The organism is Nocardioides ungokensis, from assembly GCF_013466985.1.
Lineage (GTDB): Bacteria > Actinomycetota > Actinomycetes > Propionibacteriales > Nocardioidaceae > Nocardioides > Nocardioides ungokensis.
Window position 1 is genome coordinate 2,684,892 of the sequence record NZ_CP059164.1, and the last position, 14,882, is coordinate 2,699,773.

General features: G+C 72.7%; 18 protein-coding genes and 1 pseudogene. 2 read left to right on the forward strand and 17 right to left on the reverse strand.

The features are described from left to right. Entirely contained in the window at window positions 1-408 is a 408-nt protein-coding gene (locus tag H0S67_RS13250) for a PPOX class F420-dependent oxidoreductase (RefSeq protein ID WP_180933443.1), read from the forward strand. On the opposite strand, the gene H0S67_RS13255 is transcribed toward H0S67_RS13250, so the two are convergent. Further along, complete coding sequence (locus tag H0S67_RS13255) at window positions 327-938, reverse strand: cupin domain-containing protein (RefSeq protein ID WP_246354720.1); 612 nt, start codon at window positions 936-938, stop codon at window positions 327-329. The genes H0S67_RS13250 and H0S67_RS13255 overlap by 82 nt on opposite strands. Before the next feature lie 54 nt (window positions 939-992). Between H0S67_RS13255 and H0S67_RS13260 the strand changes: the two genes are divergently transcribed. Then, window positions 993-1,637, forward strand: a complete 645-nt coding sequence (locus H0S67_RS13260; RefSeq protein ID WP_246354721.1) for a TetR/AcrR family transcriptional regulator — start codon at window positions 993-995, stop codon at window positions 1,635-1,637. 9 nt (window positions 1,638-1,646) lie between these two features. Here H0S67_RS13260 and H0S67_RS13265 read toward each other — a convergent pair whose 3' ends face one another. The 16 genes and pseudogenes from H0S67_RS13265 to mltG all read right to left on the reverse strand — a co-directional run bounded on the left by H0S67_RS13265 (window position 1,647) and on the right by mltG (window position 14,881). Then, window positions 1,647-2,579, reverse strand: a complete 933-nt coding sequence (locus tag H0S67_RS13265) for a MinD/ParA family ATP-binding protein (protein WP_246354722.1) — start codon at window positions 2,577-2,579, stop codon at window positions 1,647-1,649. Continuing rightward, on the reverse strand, window positions 2,576-2,839 hold the full coding sequence (locus tag H0S67_RS13270) for a hypothetical protein (RefSeq protein WP_180933446.1): 264 nt from the start codon (window positions 2,837-2,839) through the stop codon (window positions 2,576-2,578). Before H0S67_RS13270 ends, H0S67_RS13265 begins: the two co-directional genes overlap by 4 nt. 185 nt (window positions 2,840-3,024) lie before the next feature. After that, entirely contained in the window at window positions 3,025-4,308 is a 1,284-nt protein-coding gene (locus H0S67_RS13275; RefSeq protein ID WP_343050503.1) for a dihydrolipoyl dehydrogenase family protein, read from the reverse strand. Window positions 4,309-4,444: 136 nt separating this feature from the next. Next, the gene (locus H0S67_RS13280; RefSeq protein WP_180933447.1) at window positions 4,445-5,275 is read right to left on the reverse strand and encodes a DUF1206 domain-containing protein; all 831 of its coding nucleotides are present in this window, start codon (window positions 5,273-5,275) and stop codon (window positions 4,445-4,447) included. A 33-nt stretch (window positions 5,276-5,308) separates the two neighbouring features. Then, the gene (locus tag H0S67_RS13285) at window positions 5,309-6,694 is read right to left on the reverse strand and encodes a dihydrolipoyl dehydrogenase family protein (RefSeq protein WP_180933448.1); all 1,386 of its coding nucleotides are present in this window, start codon (window positions 6,692-6,694) and stop codon (window positions 5,309-5,311) included. Between the two features lie 111 nt (window positions 6,695-6,805). Next, window positions 6,806-7,213, reverse strand: a complete 408-nt coding sequence (nusB, locus tag H0S67_RS13290; RefSeq protein ID WP_180933449.1) for a transcription antitermination factor NusB — start codon at window positions 7,211-7,213, stop codon at window positions 6,806-6,808. Beyond that, a complete protein-coding gene (gene efp / locus H0S67_RS13295) occupies window positions 7,213-7,776 on the reverse strand; it encodes an elongation factor P (RefSeq protein ID WP_180933450.1) in 564 nt (187 codons plus the stop codon). The genes nusB and efp overlap by 1 nt, the downstream gene beginning before the upstream one ends. A gap of 123 nt (window positions 7,777-7,899) precedes the next feature. Next, window positions 7,900-8,703, reverse strand: coding sequence for an SIMPL domain-containing protein (locus tag H0S67_RS13300; RefSeq protein WP_180933451.1), 804 nt, complete (start codon window positions 8,701-8,703; stop codon window positions 7,900-7,902). Between the two features lie 94 nt (window positions 8,704-8,797). Beyond that, a complete protein-coding gene (locus H0S67_RS13305) occupies window positions 8,798-9,235 on the reverse strand; it encodes a type II 3-dehydroquinate dehydratase (RefSeq protein ID WP_180933452.1) in 438 nt (145 codons plus the stop codon). After that, window positions 9,232-10,344 (reverse strand): 3-dehydroquinate synthase, encoded by a 1,113-nt coding sequence (aroB, locus tag H0S67_RS13310; RefSeq protein ID WP_180933453.1) that lies wholly within the window; start codon window positions 10,342-10,344, stop codon window positions 9,232-9,234. The genes H0S67_RS13305 and aroB overlap by 4 nt, the downstream gene beginning before the upstream one ends. Beyond that, window positions 10,341-10,826, reverse strand: coding sequence for a shikimate kinase (locus H0S67_RS13315; protein ID WP_425489811.1), 486 nt, complete (start codon window positions 10,824-10,826; stop codon window positions 10,341-10,343). The genes aroB and H0S67_RS13315 overlap by 4 nt, the downstream gene beginning before the upstream one ends. Before the next feature lie 53 nt (window positions 10,827-10,879). Beyond that, complete coding sequence (gene aroC / locus H0S67_RS13320; protein WP_219635262.1) at window positions 10,880-12,058, reverse strand: chorismate synthase; 1,179 nt, start codon at window positions 12,056-12,058, stop codon at window positions 10,880-10,882. Between the two features lie 43 nt (window positions 12,059-12,101). Further along, on the reverse strand, window positions 12,102-12,911 hold the full coding sequence (locus H0S67_RS13325; RefSeq protein WP_180933454.1) for a prepilin peptidase: 810 nt from the start codon (window positions 12,909-12,911) through the stop codon (window positions 12,102-12,104). Continuing rightward, complete coding sequence (locus H0S67_RS25310) at window positions 12,908-13,108, reverse strand: hypothetical protein (RefSeq protein ID WP_246354723.1); 201 nt, start codon at window positions 13,106-13,108, stop codon at window positions 12,908-12,910. Before H0S67_RS25310 ends, H0S67_RS13325 begins: the two co-directional genes overlap by 4 nt. 416 nt (window positions 13,109-13,524) lie before the next feature. Further along, a pseudogene (locus tag H0S67_RS25315) lies at window positions 13,525-13,737 on the reverse strand (shikimate dehydrogenase); the annotation flags it as partial. Window positions 13,738-13,741: 4 nt separating this feature from the next. Continuing rightward, window positions 13,742-14,881, reverse strand: coding sequence for an endolytic transglycosylase MltG (mltG, locus tag H0S67_RS13335; protein WP_180933455.1), 1,140 nt, complete (start codon window positions 14,879-14,881; stop codon window positions 13,742-13,744). Window position 14,882: the final 1 nt, after the last annotated feature.

A 14,882-nucleotide genomic window follows, 5' to 3' on the forward strand; every position in this document is an offset into this window, starting at 1 on the left:
ATGCCCGAGCTGCCGTTCCCCGACCACGTCCGCACCCTGCTGACCAAGCCCAACCCGGCGGTCGTCACCACCCTGCGCTCCGACGGCCAGCCGATCTCGGTGGCAACGTGGTACATCCTCGAGAAGGACGACCGGGTGCTGCTCAACATGGACCACACGCGGGTGCGGCTCAAGCACCTGCGCCGCGACCCCCGCCTCACCCTCACCGTGCTCGACGAGTCCAGCTGGTACACCCACGTGTCCCTGATCGGGCGCGTGGTGGAGATGGTCGACGACGAGGGGCTCATCGACATCGACCGGCTCAGCACCCACTACGGCGGCCGTCCCTACCCCAACCGCGAGAGCCCGCGCGTGAGCGCATGGATGGAGATCGACCGGTGGCACGGCTGGGGCGCGGCCACCGACTGAGCGAGCGTCTCACTCGGGAATCGGTGGTCCGAGGACCTCGAGTCCGTAGCGCGGGCCCGCCTCGACCCAGTGCGGGATCTCGACCTCCGGGGTGAGTCCGTCCGCGCCCGGCAACCGCGCTCCGCGGCCGGGACACCGACCTCGTCGTAGAGGTGGAACAGCCCGGCCGGCGTGGTGAGGCCGAGGAAGCGCGCGGGCGTGTCACCCCGGATGCGGAAGGCGTGCGGCAGGCCACGCGGCAGGTACATGAAGCAGCCGGGGTACAGCTCGAAGTCCTGCTCGCCCGCCCGGTAGTCGATCCTCCCCTCGAGGACGAAGAAGGCCTCGGCCTCACGGGTGTGGCGATGGAGCGGGGTCGCGATCCCCGGGGGCTGGGTCACGAGCGCGGCTCCCAGCTCGCCACCTCCCTCGCCCGGCTCGAGGAGGTGCTCGAAGAGCGACCCCATCGCCCAGGTCGCCCGTCCGTGGCCCGGCTCGCGCATGACCGGCGCGGGCACGGTCTGATCGGGGATGCTCTGCTCGGTGGACATGGTCCCTCCCAATTGACCCGAAGCGCCTTCGGATCAATTGCTACAGTAGGTCCCGTGCCGACACCCGTCAAGAAGCGTGCGTACGACGCCACCCGACGCCGGGCCGCTGCGCTCGAGACGCGCCGGGCCGTGCTGCGGGCTGCGCGCGACCTCTTCCTGGGCCAGGGGTACGCCGCCACGTCGGTCGCCCGGGTGGCGCGGCGAGCGGGCGTGTCCGTGGACACCGTCTACACCAGCGTGGGGCGCAAGCCGGAGCTGCTGCTCGCCGTCGTCGACATGGTCCTCGCGCGCGGAGACGAACCCGTACCCGCGGAGGAGCGCGGCTACGTCCGGGACGTCCGTGCTGCCACGACCGCGCGCGAGAAGATCGGGATCTACGCGGACGCGCTCGCCGTGGTGCTGCCGCCCGCGGTCCCGCTCCTCCTGGCACTGCGGGCAGCCGGCACCACCGACGACTCCTGCCGCGAGATGGCGACCAGGATCTCCGAGCGGCGGGCCGCCAACATGCTGCTGCTCGCGGCCGACCTGCGCGCCACCGGAGAGCTTCGCGACGACCTGACCGACCAGCAGGTGGCGGACCTCATCTGGTCGATGAACAGCCCGGACTACTACGCCCTCGTCACCGGTCTCGGTCGGACCCCTCAGGAGTTCGCCGCGCTCCTCGCCGACGTGTGGACCAGGACGCTGCTGCAGTCGTGACCGGCGGGCTCAGAGCGCCGCGGCCATCCCCGCGCACGCCTTGAGCCACTGCATCCGGGTGTTCCCGGACAGCTGCGAGTAGGGCACCACCGACCCGGCGACCAGCGCCGGGTCGTAGGGCACGCGGTAGACCCCGCGGGTGCGCTGCTGGTAGACGTCGACCAGGTCGTCGGCGAGCCTGGTGTCGACCTGCGCGGAGGGGTCGGAGAGCACGGTCACCGTCTTGTACTTCAGGTTCTGGTAGCCCGCGTCCTGGAGCGCGTCGAGCATCCACAGGCCGCTGTAGCCGGTGTCCTCGCGCACGGTGCTGGTGACCACGAGCAGGTCGGCGGCCTCGGCCGCGGCCAGCCAGTTCTCCGCCCGCATGTTGTTGCCGGTGTCGACGAGGATCACCCGGTAGAAGCGCTCGAGCAGCCTGTGCACGGCGTCGAAGTCCTGCGCCTTGATCATGCCCGTGACGTCCGGCCGCTCGTCGGAGGCCAGGACGTCGAAGTGCGCATCGCCCTGGGAGCGCACGAAGGCACCCAGGTCGCCGATCCTCGACTGGTAGACGTCGCTGAAACGCTCGAGGTCCTCGAGCAGCTCGCGCGTGGTGTTGCGGTGCGTGCTGCGCGTGCCCCGGATGCCGAGCGTGCCCCGGGTCTCGTTGTTGTCCCACGCGACGACGCCGCCACCGCGGACGGTGCCGAACGTGTAGCCCGCGGCGAGGACGCCGGTGGTCTTGGCCGCGCCGCCCTTGGGGTTGATGAAGGCGATCGTCCGCGGGCCGTCGAAGTCCTTCTGGATGAGCGACCGGTCCTGCTCGTAGGCCACCTCGGCCGGCCCCATCCGTGGGCTGATCATGCCGCCACTCAGGCGACGGACCGCACCCCGCCAGCCCCACGTCGCCGGCCCCTTGTCCTGGGAGCCCGCCCGACGGTCGAGGAAGTCGGTGGCGGTCATGAACCGGCGCGGCTCCCCCGCCCGGTCCTCCCCTCCTGCTCGCGACCCGCCTGCTCGCGCTCGGGACTCCACGGCGCCGGAGCCGGCTGCGGGTCGACCGGGCCGTCCGAGGGTCCGCCGGCCCGATGACCCGCCTCGGCCGTGCCGGGCATCGGGTCGGTGAGCGGGTCGCCGTACGCGACGCGCTGGCCCGGGGCGGAGTGCGAGGCAGCGGGGTGGGAGGGAGCGGGATGGGAGGGGTCCTGGGGTGACTGGGTCATGCCGGTCTCCTCGGTGACGGAGTGGTCGGTGCCGGTGCGCGGCGGGCCGGGTCTGGCGTCGCCGGGAGGCCTGAGCAGCGCTGCACGAGCAGGCAGGCGAGCAGGACACGCAGGCGCGCGATCGACGACATGAGCGCACAATGCCCTCACGCCCCACCCGTCAAACCCGTCAGACGCGTCCCAGCTCAGAGGCCCAGATCCACGAGGGCAGCCAGCACCACCCGGTGGAAGGTGGGATAGGCGAAGTGCATCTGGCGCAGGGTCGCGACCGGGATCTCCGCGTGCACGGCGGCAGCCAGGAGGCCCAGCACCTCGCCGCCGCACGGGCCCACCGCCGAGGCGCCGACGAGCACGCCCCGCCCTGCGTCGGCCACGAGCTTGACCACTCCGTCGCCGCCGGAGCCGTGGATCCAGCCGCGGGCCGCCCCCGCCAGGTCCGCGGTGCCCACCCGCACGTCCAGCCCCGCGTCCCGCGCCAGGGCCTCGGTCATCCCCACCGACCCCACCTCGGGGTCGCAGAAGGTCACCCGGCTCACCGCCCGGTAGTCGGCCCACGGTCCGTCCTCGCCGAGGATGTCACGCACCGCGACGCCGGCCTGGTAGAGCGAGAGGTGGGTGTAGTCCCCCTCGCCGGTGATGTCGCCCACCGCCCACAGTCGCTCGCCGGCCCGCATCCGCTCGTCGGTGGTGAGCCGCCCCGCCGACGGGTCCAGGCCCACGGTCTCCAGGCCGAGGTCGTCGAGGTTGGCCCGGCGCCCGGTCGCGACGAGCAGGGCCTCGGTGGAGAGCTCCCCGTCGTCGGTGACGATGCGGAAGCAGCCGTCGTGGTCCACCCGCCGGATCGCCACTCCCGTGCGCACGTCGACCCCGTCGGCCGCGAGCGCACGGGCGACGACCTCGCTCGACTCCGGCTCCTCGCCGCCCAGGATCCGGTCCGCCGTCTCGAGCAGGGTCACCGCGACCCCGAAGCGGGCGAAGACCTGCGCCAGCTCCACCCCGATCGGGCCGGCGCCCAGCACCGCCAGGCTCTCCGGCGGCTCGGTCACGCGCACGACCTCACGGTTGGTCCAGTACGGCGTCGCGGCGAGGCCGTCGACCGGCGGCACGTCCGGGTCGGTCCCGGTGTCGAGCACGACGCCGCGGGCAGCCACGACCTCGCGACGACGGTCGCCGGACTCGATCACGACCCGGCCGGGGCCGGCGAGCCGGCCGTGCCCGCGGACCACGGTGACCCCGGCCCTCTCCAGTGGCCGCACGTGCGAGGCGTCGTCCCAGTCGTGGTTGGCCTCACGGATGCGAGCAGCGACCCGGCCCCAGTCGGGGCGGACCTCGACGTCGCCGGCCAGCACGGACGCTCGCCGGGACTCCGCCAGCAGGTCGGCCGCACGGATCGCCAGCTTGGACGGGGTGCACCCGGCGAACGGGCACTCCCCGCCGACCAGGCTGCGCTCGACGGCGACGACCCTCAGCCCGCCTGGGCCAGCCGGGCCGAGGCGAGCTCACCGCCCGCCCCGAGACCGAGCACCACCACGTCGACGTCCCCGTTGCTGTCCACGCCCCCACCCTGCCAAACGGGTGGGCGGCCGGCTCAGCCCCGATCCACGCTCAGCGCGAGAGGTGCCGGGCGCGGGCGAAGCAGAAGAGTCCGTAGCAGGCGATGCCGACCGCGATCAGGCCGAGCAGGAACGGTCCGAACGGCTGCTGCAGCACCTTGTGCAGCGCGACGTCCAGGCCCCCCGACTTCTTCGCGTCGTGGGTGACGGCGGCGTAGCAGAAGAGCCCACCGATGACGGCGAAGGCGATGCCCTTGGCCATGTAGCCGGCCTTGCCGAACGCGATGTACGCCCGGCTCGCCTCGCCGCTGTTGCCCTCGGCGTCGAGGTGCTTGCGGAACTTCTCGGTCCAGGCCACCCGGACCTGGTTGGCGCCGTACGCGATGATCGCCAGGCCGATCAGGCCGACGATGAGCTGGCCGCCGGGCCACCCCATGATCGTGGCCGTGGTGTCGTCGGTGCCGCTCTTCTTCGAGCTCGACCCCGACCCCAGGGCGATCTTGAACGCGCTCAGGGCGATGGCGCCGTAGAGCACCGCCTTCGCCGCCGACACGAACCGCTTGCGCAGCCGCTTCTTGTCCTCGGTCTCCTCCTGGTGGCCCAGGACGGCGTCGAGCAGCCGCCACAGCACCAGGAAGAGCATCCCGAACGCGATCAGCCAGATCAGGATCGCGCCGAACGAGGACTTGGCAAGCTTGTGGAGTGCGCCGGTGCTGCTGGCCGATCCCGACTGGTCACCCAGCGCCAGCTGCAGCGCCAGCCACGCGACCACGAGGTACACGATCCCGTAGACGACGAACCCGAACCGGATCCCCCGCTCGAACCACGGGTCGTTCTCGGCCCGTCTCCCCACCGCCGAGGCGGACTCCTTGATGTCTCCCATGCGCGTTACTTACCCACGTGGGGTACCCGTGAATCATGCGAGATCGGTGAGCGCCGTCTCGATGGCCCGGTGGAACGTGGGGTAGGCGAAGATCATCGACCGCAGGCTCTGCGTGGGCACCTCCGCGTGCACCGCCACCGCGAGGAACCCGAGGATCTCGCCGCCGGCGGGTCCCATCGCGGTGGCCCCGACCAGGACTCCGCGGTCGGCGTCCTCGACGACCTTGATCAGGCCTCGGGCACCGGGCCCGTGCACGAAGCCGCGCGACGACTGCTCGAGGGGGGCCAGGCCGGTGCGCACCCGGAGGCCGGCGTCGCGCGCCTGCTTCTCGGTCATGCCGACACCGCCGACCTCGGGATCGGTGAACGTCGTGTGCGGGACCGCGTGGTAGCGGGCCGGCGGACCCTCCTCGCCCGTGATGTCGCGCAGCGCGATCGCCGACTGGTACATCGACATGTGCGTGAAGGCCCCCTTGCCGGTCACGTCACCGATCGCCCAGAGCCTCTCCCCCGCTCGCATCCGCTCGTCGACCTCGAGCGTCCGCGCCGACGGGTCGAGGCCGACGGTCTCGAGGCCGAGGTCGTCGAGGTTGGGGGTGCGCCCCGCCGCGAGCAGCACCTTGTCGGAGACCAGCCGCTCGCCGTCGCCCAGCTCCACGGTGAACGAGCCGTCCGCATGCGCGACCGAGCGGATGTCGACGCCCGTCATCACCCGGATGCCCTCGGCCACGAAGACCTCCTCGAGGATCGCGGACGCCTCGGGCTCGTCGGGCCCCAGGATCCGGGGGCCGGCCTCGAGCACGGTCACCCGGACCCCGAAGCGGGCGAAGACCTGGGCCATCTCGCTCCCGATGGGCCCACCACCGATCACGACCAGGGAGGCGGGCAGGGAGGTGACGCGCACGGCGTCGCGGTTGGTCCAGTACGGCGTGCCGGCCAGGCCATCGATCGGCAGCTCGGCGGGACGGGTGCCCGGGTTGAGGACGACCCCGCGCCGCGCGACGTGGACGACCTCGCTGCCATCGGGGAGCTCGACCCGGACCCGGCCCGGGCCGTCGAGGCGTCCGACGCCGTGGTGCACGGTCGCGCCGGCGTCCTGGAGGCGTTCGACCGCGATCGTGTCGTCCCAGCCGGTCGTGGCCTCCTCGTCGAGGCGACGCGCCACGGGCGCCCACGAGGGTGTCACCACGGCGTCACCGGCCAGCGTGGACACGCGACGTGCCTCGGCCAGCGCGTCGGCGGCGCGGATCATCATCTTCGACGGGATGCACCCGTAGTAGGGGCACTCCCCACCGACGAGGTGACGGTCGACGACGACGACCCGGAGACCGGCCTTCGCCGCGCCGGTCGCCAGGGCCTCACCCCCGGGGCCGGCCCCGATCAGGACGAGGTCGACGGTGGCTTCGGTGGCATCACTCATGCCCCACAGCATGGCCGAGGCGCCCGGCCCGCGGAAGCGCGCCGGACCGGGGCCGGTCCCAGCGAGGCGGGCTCGGCGAGTGGTCCCAGCGAGTTGGTTCGGCGGGTGGGCTCAGCCCAGGGACGCCTTGTTGCGCATGATGTTGCCCAGGACGCCGTTGACGAAGGCCGGCGACTCGTCGGTCGACAGGTCTCGCACCAGCGCCATCGCCTCGGACACCGCCACGGGGTCCGGGACGTCGTCGGCGTAGAGCAGCTCGAAGACGCCGAGGCGCAGCACGTTGCGGTCGACCGCGGGCATCCGCTCCAGCGACCAGCCCTCGGCGTACGTCCTGAGCAGCTCGTCGATGCGGGCCTGGTGCTCGACGACGCCGCGGACCAGCACGACCGTGTAGGCGTTGGTCGGTGCGTCACCCTCCGCGATGGCGCCGTCGAGCGCGTCGTTGGCGGACTCGCCCCGCACGTCGGAGGCGAAGAGGACGTCGAGGGCGCGTTTGCGGGCCTTGGAACGGGCAGCCATCAGCTGGTGACGCGCCCCAGGTAGGAGGAGTCGCGGGTGTCGACCTTGATCTTCTCGCCGGTGGTGATGAAGAGCGGCACCTGGACCGTCGCGCCCGTCTCGACCGTGGCCGGCTTGGTGCCGCCGGTGGAGCGGTCACCCTGCAGGCCGGGCTCGGTGTAGGTCACCTCGAGCTCGACCGAGGCGGGCAGCTCGATGTAGAGGACGCGGCCGTCGTTGGTGGCGACGATCGCCTCCTGGTTCTCCAGCATGAAGTTGGCGGCGTCGCCGACGATCTCCGGGGAGACCTCGAGCTGGTCGTAGCTCTGGACGTCCATGAAGACGTAGGAGGTGCCGTCGTTGTAGAGGTACTGCATGGTCCGCTTGTCGACGTTGGCCACCTCGACCTTGACGTCGGCGTTGAAGGTCTTGTCGACGGTCTTGCCGGACTCGACGTTCTTCAGCTTGGTGCGCACGACCGCGCCGCCCTTGCCGGGCTTGTGGTGCTGGAACCAGATGACCTGCCAGAGCTGGCCGTCGAGGTTGAGCACCATGCCGTTCTTCAGGTCGTTCGTCGTAGCCACGCGCGTGTCAGCCTTCGCAGTCGAGATGGGTCCAGAGTCCGGGGCCGCCGGCCGGCCGTGGTGGCACGGGGCAGCAGCGCCCGAGTCTACAGACCGGTCACGTCGACCGACCAAACCGCAGGCTCAGCCCAGCGCCCACACCACGCGCACGGTCACCTTCATCGTGTCCTTGCCGGTGCGGATGGGCAGGGCCGGGACGGCCGCGCTGTCCATGGCGCCCCGCAGGTCCTGCACGGCATAGCCGTTCACCACGTCGCTGCGCCGGGGTGCGCTGACCTCGCGCAGGGTGATCACGTCGCCGAGCCGCTGGCCGGCCGCGGCGGCGTACTGCTCGGCCTTCGCCCTGGCCTCCGCGACCGCCGCGTCCCGGGCCTTCCTCATCGCCGCGTCCGGGTCACCGACCCGCAGCCGGATGTTGCTCACCTGCACGGTGTTGCCGCCCGTGTCGACGGCCGTGCTGACAGCGTGCCCGCCGTCCTTCAGGTCCTCGACGAGGACGGAGGCCCGCTGGGTGACCCGGTAGCCGCGGATCGTCGGCGGGGAGTACTGGTGGTAGTCGTAGACCGGCGACATGGACAGCCCGGTGGTCTGCATGTCACCGCGCCGGATCCCGAGCCCCTCGAGCCGGTCCAGCACCCGGTTCATCACCCCGCTCGCGTCGCTGAGCGCCGTGTCGAGGTCCGTGCGCTCCAGCCCGACCGCGAGGTCGAAGGAGAGCTGGTCGGGCACTGTCGTGCCCTCGCCTGTCCCCGACATGGTCAGCACGCGCCGGGGCGCATCCGTGCCGGTCGCCGCCGGCGCTGCCGCCTGGGCTGGGCCTCCTCCGCCCCCCGCACCGCCGAGCAGGTACGCCGTCACCAGCCCCAGCAGGATCACCGCCGTCAGCAGGATCGCCCGCACGCTCAACGTCACCGTCTTCTCGCCCATGCCACACGCCTCCCGTTCACTCGGTCCGGCGGTTGGACGTCGGGGCCGTCCGGCCGGTTCCCGGGGCGCTGTGACGGCGGTCCGGCGCGGTTGCTCAGCCGGCCTCGGGACGGGCGATCCGCTGGAGCGCGATCCGGTAGCCCTCGATGCCCTGGCCCGCCACCACCGCGACGGCGTGCGGGGAGACGACCGACGTGTGTCGGAACTCCTCGGGCCGCTGGAGGGGGTCGGAGATGTGCACCTCCACCAGGGGCGCCTCGAGCTGCGCGCAGGCGTCGTAGACGGCGTAGGAGTAATGCGTCCACGCGGCGGCATTGAGCACGACCGGCACTGCGTCGTCGGCGGCGGCGTTGAGCCAGTCCACCATCACGCCCTCGTGGTTGGTCTGCCGCACCTCCACCTCGAGCCCGAGCTCTCGACCCCAGCCCTCGCAGAGCTGTGCCAGCTCGGCGTGGGTGGTGGTGCCGTAGATCTCCGGCTGCCGTCGGCCGAGCCTGCCGAGGTTGGGTCCGTTCAGGACGAGGACCTTCATGCGTCGAGCTTCCTCTCGGTTCCGGCGAGGACGTCGTAGGCCGCCCGCAGGTCGTCCTCGGACGGCCCCGCGAGGACGGTCGGCGCCGCGAGCTCGGTGAGCACGACGAAGCGCAGCTGCGAGCCTCGAGCCTTCTTGTCGACCTTCATCGCGGCGTGCAGCTCCTCGAAGGACGTGCCGGCGTACGTCGTGGGAAGTCCGACGTGGGCGAATGCCGTCCGGTGGCGGTCGGCGACCTCCCGGGAGAGCGTGCCGGCCCGGTGGGCCAGCTCGGCCACGTAGACGCAGCCCAGGGCGACGGCCTCGCCGTGCCGGACGGAGTAGTCCTCGGCGCGCTCGATGGCGTGCGCCATGGTGTGCCCGTAGTTGAGTACCTCACGGCCGGGGTGGCCCTCGGCGCCGCCGGTCTCCCGGAGGTCGCTGACCACCACGTCGATCTTGACCTGGATGGCGCGCTCGACCAGCTCCCGCAACACCGGGGAGTCCGCGGTGAGGTCGTCGGGATCGGTGCCCTCGACCAGGGCGAGGATCCGCGGGTCGGCGATGAAGCCGCACTTGATGACCTCGCCGAGCCCGGCGACGAGCTCGGCGCGCGGGAGGGACCGGAGGCTGGCCAGGTCGCACAGCACGCCGGCGGGCTCGTGGAAGGACCCGACGAGGTTCTTGCCGCTGCGGGTGTTGACGCCGGTCTTGCCGCCCACGGCCGCGTCGACCATGGCGAGCAGCGTGGTCGGTACGTGCACGACCCGCACCCCGCGCAGCCAGGTCGCGGCGACGAAGCCGCCGAGGTCGGTGGTCGCGCCGCCTCCGTAGGTGACGACGGCGTCGGAGCGGGTGAAGCCGGCCTCGCCCAGGACGTCCCAGCACGAGGCCGCCACCTCGGGCGTCTTGGCGCGCTCGCCGTCGGGCACGGGCAGCGGCAGCACGTCGTGCCCGGCGCCCAGCACGGCCAGGAGAGGGCGCACCCGCTCGGCCAGCGCGTCGGGGAAGACCACCGCCACCCGCTGCACGTCGGCACCCAGGATCGCGGGCAGCCGGTCGGCGAGGTCGGTCCCGATCACGACGTCGTACGGCGCCGCGCCGCGGACCGGCAGGACCGTGTCGCTCATCCCAGGGCCTCCAGGATCTCCCCGGCGACGTCCTCCGGGGTGCGCCCGTCGGTGTCCACGACCAGCGAGGCGACCGACTCGTAGATCGCGGTCCGCTCGTCCAGCAGGGTCTTGATCCGACCCCGGACGTTGCCGAGCAGCAGCGGGCGCGAGCTGCCCAGGCCGACCCGCTTGACGGCGTCGCTGAGGCCGACCCGGAGGAACACCACGGTCTGTCCCCGCAGGCGCTCGCGGGTGGCCGGGTCGAGCACCGCTCCCCCGCCCAGGGCGAGGACGCCGTCGAAGCCCGTCAGGGCGTCGACGACCGCCGCCGCCTCGAGCCGCCTGAACTCGGCCTCGCCGGAGTCGACGAAGATGTCGGCGACCGAGCGCCCCTGCGCCGCCACGATGTCGGCGTCGGTGTCGCGGGCGTCGACGCCCCACGCGTCGGCCAGCAGCCGACCCACAGTGGTCTTGCCGGCCCCCATCGGACCGACGAGCACGACGCGTGGCCGGTCCCCGGGCGCGCCTTCCCGATGCTCGAGCCCGCCCGCCGTCACTTGAACCTCAGCGTGTCGAGGTAGCCGGCAGCGTTGCGCCGGGTCTCACGCACCGAGTCGCCGCCGAACTTCTCCAGCACCGCGTCGGCGAGCACGAGCGCGACCATCGCCTCCGCGACGATGCCGGCTGCGGGCACCGCGCACACGTCCGAGCGCTGGTGGTGGGCGACCGCCTCCTCGCCGGTGGCGACGTCGACGGTGCGCAGCGCGCGCGGCACGGTCGCGATCGGCTTCATGGCAGCCCGGACCCGCAGCACCTCTCCGGTGGTCATCCCGCCCTCGGTGCCGCCGGAGCGACCGCTGGTCCGCCGGATGCCGTCCGCGGTCGGGACGATCTCGTCGTGGGCCAGGGAGCCGGGGGTCGCCGCCAGCTCGAAGCCGTCTCCGATCTCGACACCCTTGATCGCCTGGATCCCCATCAGGGCGCCGGCCAGGCGGGAGTCGAGGCGACGGTCCCAGTGCACGTGTGAGCCCAGGCCCGGGGGCAGCCCGTGGACGACGACCTCGACGACGCCGCCGAGCGTGTCCCCGTCCTTGTGCGCCTGGTCGATGGCCGCGACCATCGCCGCGCCGGCCTCGGGGTCGAGGCACCGCACCGGGTCGGCATCGAGCCGCTCGACGTCCCCGGGCTCCGGCCAGAGCCCGGCGGGGGCCCTCACTCCGCCGAGCTCGATGACGTGGGAGACGACACGGGCGTCGACGGCCTGCTCGAGGAAGTTCGAGGCCACCCTCCCGAGGGCCACGCGGGCCGCGGTCTCGCGGGCGGAGGCGCGCTCGAGGATCGGACGGGCCTCGTCGAAGTCGTACTTCTGCATGCCGGCGAGGTCGGCGTGGCCCGGGCGGGGCCGGGTCAGGGCAGCGTTGCGCGCCAGCGACTCGAGCTCGACCGGGTCCACGGGGTCGGCCGACATGACCTTCTCCCACTTGGGCCACTCGGTGTTGCCGACCTCGATCGCCACCGGGCCGCCGATCGTGCTGCCGTGCCGGACGCCGCCGACGAGCGTGACCTCGTCCTGCTCGAACTTCATCCGGGCGCCCCGGCCGTAGCCGAGCCGCCGACGGGCCAGGGAGTCCTGGATGTCGGCGGTCGTGACGTTCACGTGGGCGGGGAGCCCTTCGAGGATCGCGACCAGGGAGGGTCCGTGGGACTCGCCCGCGGTGAGCCAGCGCAGCATGCGGTCAGTGTTTCACGACCGTTCCGCTGCGGATTCGCCGTCCTCAGCCGACGAGATGCCCCCAGACGGCGGAGCCGCCGACCACCCCGACCACGGCACCGGCGAGCATCGCCGGTCCGAAGGGGAACGCCGTGCGTAGCAGGGTGCGGTCGCGGCGCGCGATCGCGATCACCAGGCCGGGCAGTCCGAAGAGGAGGAACGACGCGTAGGTGCCGACCACCAGCTCACCCCACCCGAGGTAGGCGAGCTCGAAGCCGAGCAGGGCCGAGAGCCTGACGTCCCCGAATCCCATGCCCGCCGAGCGGATCCACCACAGCACCCAGAAGACGCTCCGGGCGGCGACCATCCCGAGCAGGGCCCGGACCAGCGCGTGCCCGTCGGAGGTGGCCAGGGCGCACACCCCTGCGAGGACGATGACGACGGCGTGCGCCGGCAGCAGCACCCGGCTCGGCAGCAGCTTGGTCCGCAGGTCGACGTAGCCCAGCAGGACGCCGACCGGGACGGTCGGCAGCAGGAACAGCAGCGGCCATGCCCACCCCACGGCAGCGGCGACCACTCCCCCCGCGACCGCGGCGACGAGGGCGGTCCTCACGGCCAGGCCCGGCCGGGCGGCCAGGTCGACGTAGGGCACCTTCGGGGGCTCCGCGCCCGCGTCGATCGGCGCCGCCTCGACCGGCGACGACTCGGCCGGCTCTGTCGCGGGCTCTGTCGCGAGCTCTGCCACGGGCTCGGTCACGGGTTCCGCCACCGGCTCGGTCACGGGCTCGGGGATGCGGGCGATGCCCCGCGGCACCAGGGCGCCGGCGAGGCCGCACAGGACGGCGGCCGCGCCTGCGGCGGCGACCGCGCTCATCCGACGGCCCCCCGCTGCGCCAGGGCCTCGACGCCGGCGGTGCGCATGGCCTCCAGCGGCGCCGCGATGCCGGTGAACAGCTCGAACTGCAATGCCGCCTGGTGCACCAGCAGGTCCAGGCCCCCCACCAGCACGCCCGCCCGCTCGGCGGCCGCCAGCGGCGTGGGCCACGGGTCGTAGAGCACCTCGAAGAGCACCGGCGCCGCGGCGCAGCGGGCGACGAGCTCGGCGTCCTGGGCCGCTGCGGGATGGTGGACACCACCACCTCGCCGGACACCGGGTCGCCCGCCAGGGAGCGGACCTCGACGCTCGGGCCGGACGGGTGGCGCGCGATCGCCGCCATCGCCTCGGCCGCGCGCTCGGCCGAGCGCACCATCAGCGTGACGGTGCGGGCCCCGAGCTCGCACAGGGCCAGCCCGGTCGAGGCCGCGGTCGCGCCACCGCCGAGGACCGTGCCCGCCGTGACCGGACCGGCGTACCGCTCCCGGACTGCGGCGACCGCCCCGGGGAGGTCGGTGTTGTCGGCCAGCACCGCGACCCCGTCGTCGAGGACGAGCGTGTTCGCCGCCCCGGCCAGGCGGGCGCGCGCCGTGGTCGCGGTGGCCAGCGACATCGCCGCCCGCTTCAGCGGCATCGTCAGCGACAGTCCCCGCCAGCTCGGGTCGAGCCCCGCCACGAAGCCGGCGAGGCCGCCCTCGTCGACCCGCACCGCGTCGTACTCCCAGTCCAGGCCGACCGCCGCGTAGCCCGCCCGGTGCAGCACCGGTGAGAGCGAGTGAGCGATCGGGTCGCCGAGGACGGCGCAGTGCCTGTGGTCGGCGCCCATGGTCTCAGCAGGCGCCGGCGGACTCGGTCGCGCAGTACTGGCGCAGCTCGTCCTTGTACTTGAGGAACTCGTCGTAGGTCTCGGCGAACTTGGTCTCGCCGGTCTTGAGGTTGACGGTCACGTAGTAGTACCAGCCGCCGTCGGCCGGGTGCGTGGCCGCGTGCAGCGCGTCGTCGCCGGGGGCCTCGATCGGGGTCGGCGGCAGCCCGGCGTTCTTGTAGGTGTTGTACGGCGAGTCAATCTGCAGGTCCGACGACGTCGGCACCGCACCGAGCTGGTTGTCAGCCGCGTAGTTGACCGTGGCGTCGATCTGCAGGAGCCCGTTGGTCTCGTTGCCCTCGAGCCGGTTGTAGATCACGCGGGCGATCATCGGCATGTAGTTGCCGCGCCCCTCGGCCTGGACCAGGCTCGCGACCGTCATCAGCTTCGCGGGGCTGTAGCCGAGCTTGGCCGCTGCTCCCTCGAGGTCGGCGTCGTCGGCGGCCTGCTTCCAGCGGTCCACCATGTCCTGCAGGATCGACTTCGGGGTCGCGTCCGGGCCGATGTCGTAGGTCGCCGGGAAGAGGTAGCCCTCCGGGTTGCCGTGCGCGTACGCCGGGAGGCCGAGCGCGGCGGGGTGCTGGAGCACCTTCTCGAACTGGGCCTTGGAGAAGTCGGTCTGGTCCGCGAGCAGGTTGACGATCTCGGTGACGCGCAGGCCCTCCTGGACGGTGACCGTGTCCTTGATCAGGTTGCCCGGGTCGGACATGACCTTGACCGCGTCGGAGGCCTTCATCTCCTTCTTCAGCGGGTAGAAGCCGGGCTGGATGACCGAGGTCGCGGCTGCCGCGGTGAAGGCGTCGACGGAGGCCACGACGCCCTCGGACTTCAGGTTCTGGCCCATGGTGGAGATGCTGTCGCCCTGGTGCACCTGGAACGTGACCTTGCCGTGGCCCGGCCCGGCGAAGTCCTCGGGCGACCCGAAGTGGTCCTTGATCACGCTGAACCCCTTGAGCCCCAGGAAGGCGATGCCGCCGACCACGACCACCAGGGCCACGAGCACGGCGAGGCAGCTCTTGAGCCCGCGCCCCTTGCGCCGGCGTCGACCGCCGCGCATGGGCACGATCTCCTCGGCGTCCACGTGCTCGGCCGCTGCGTCTTTCATG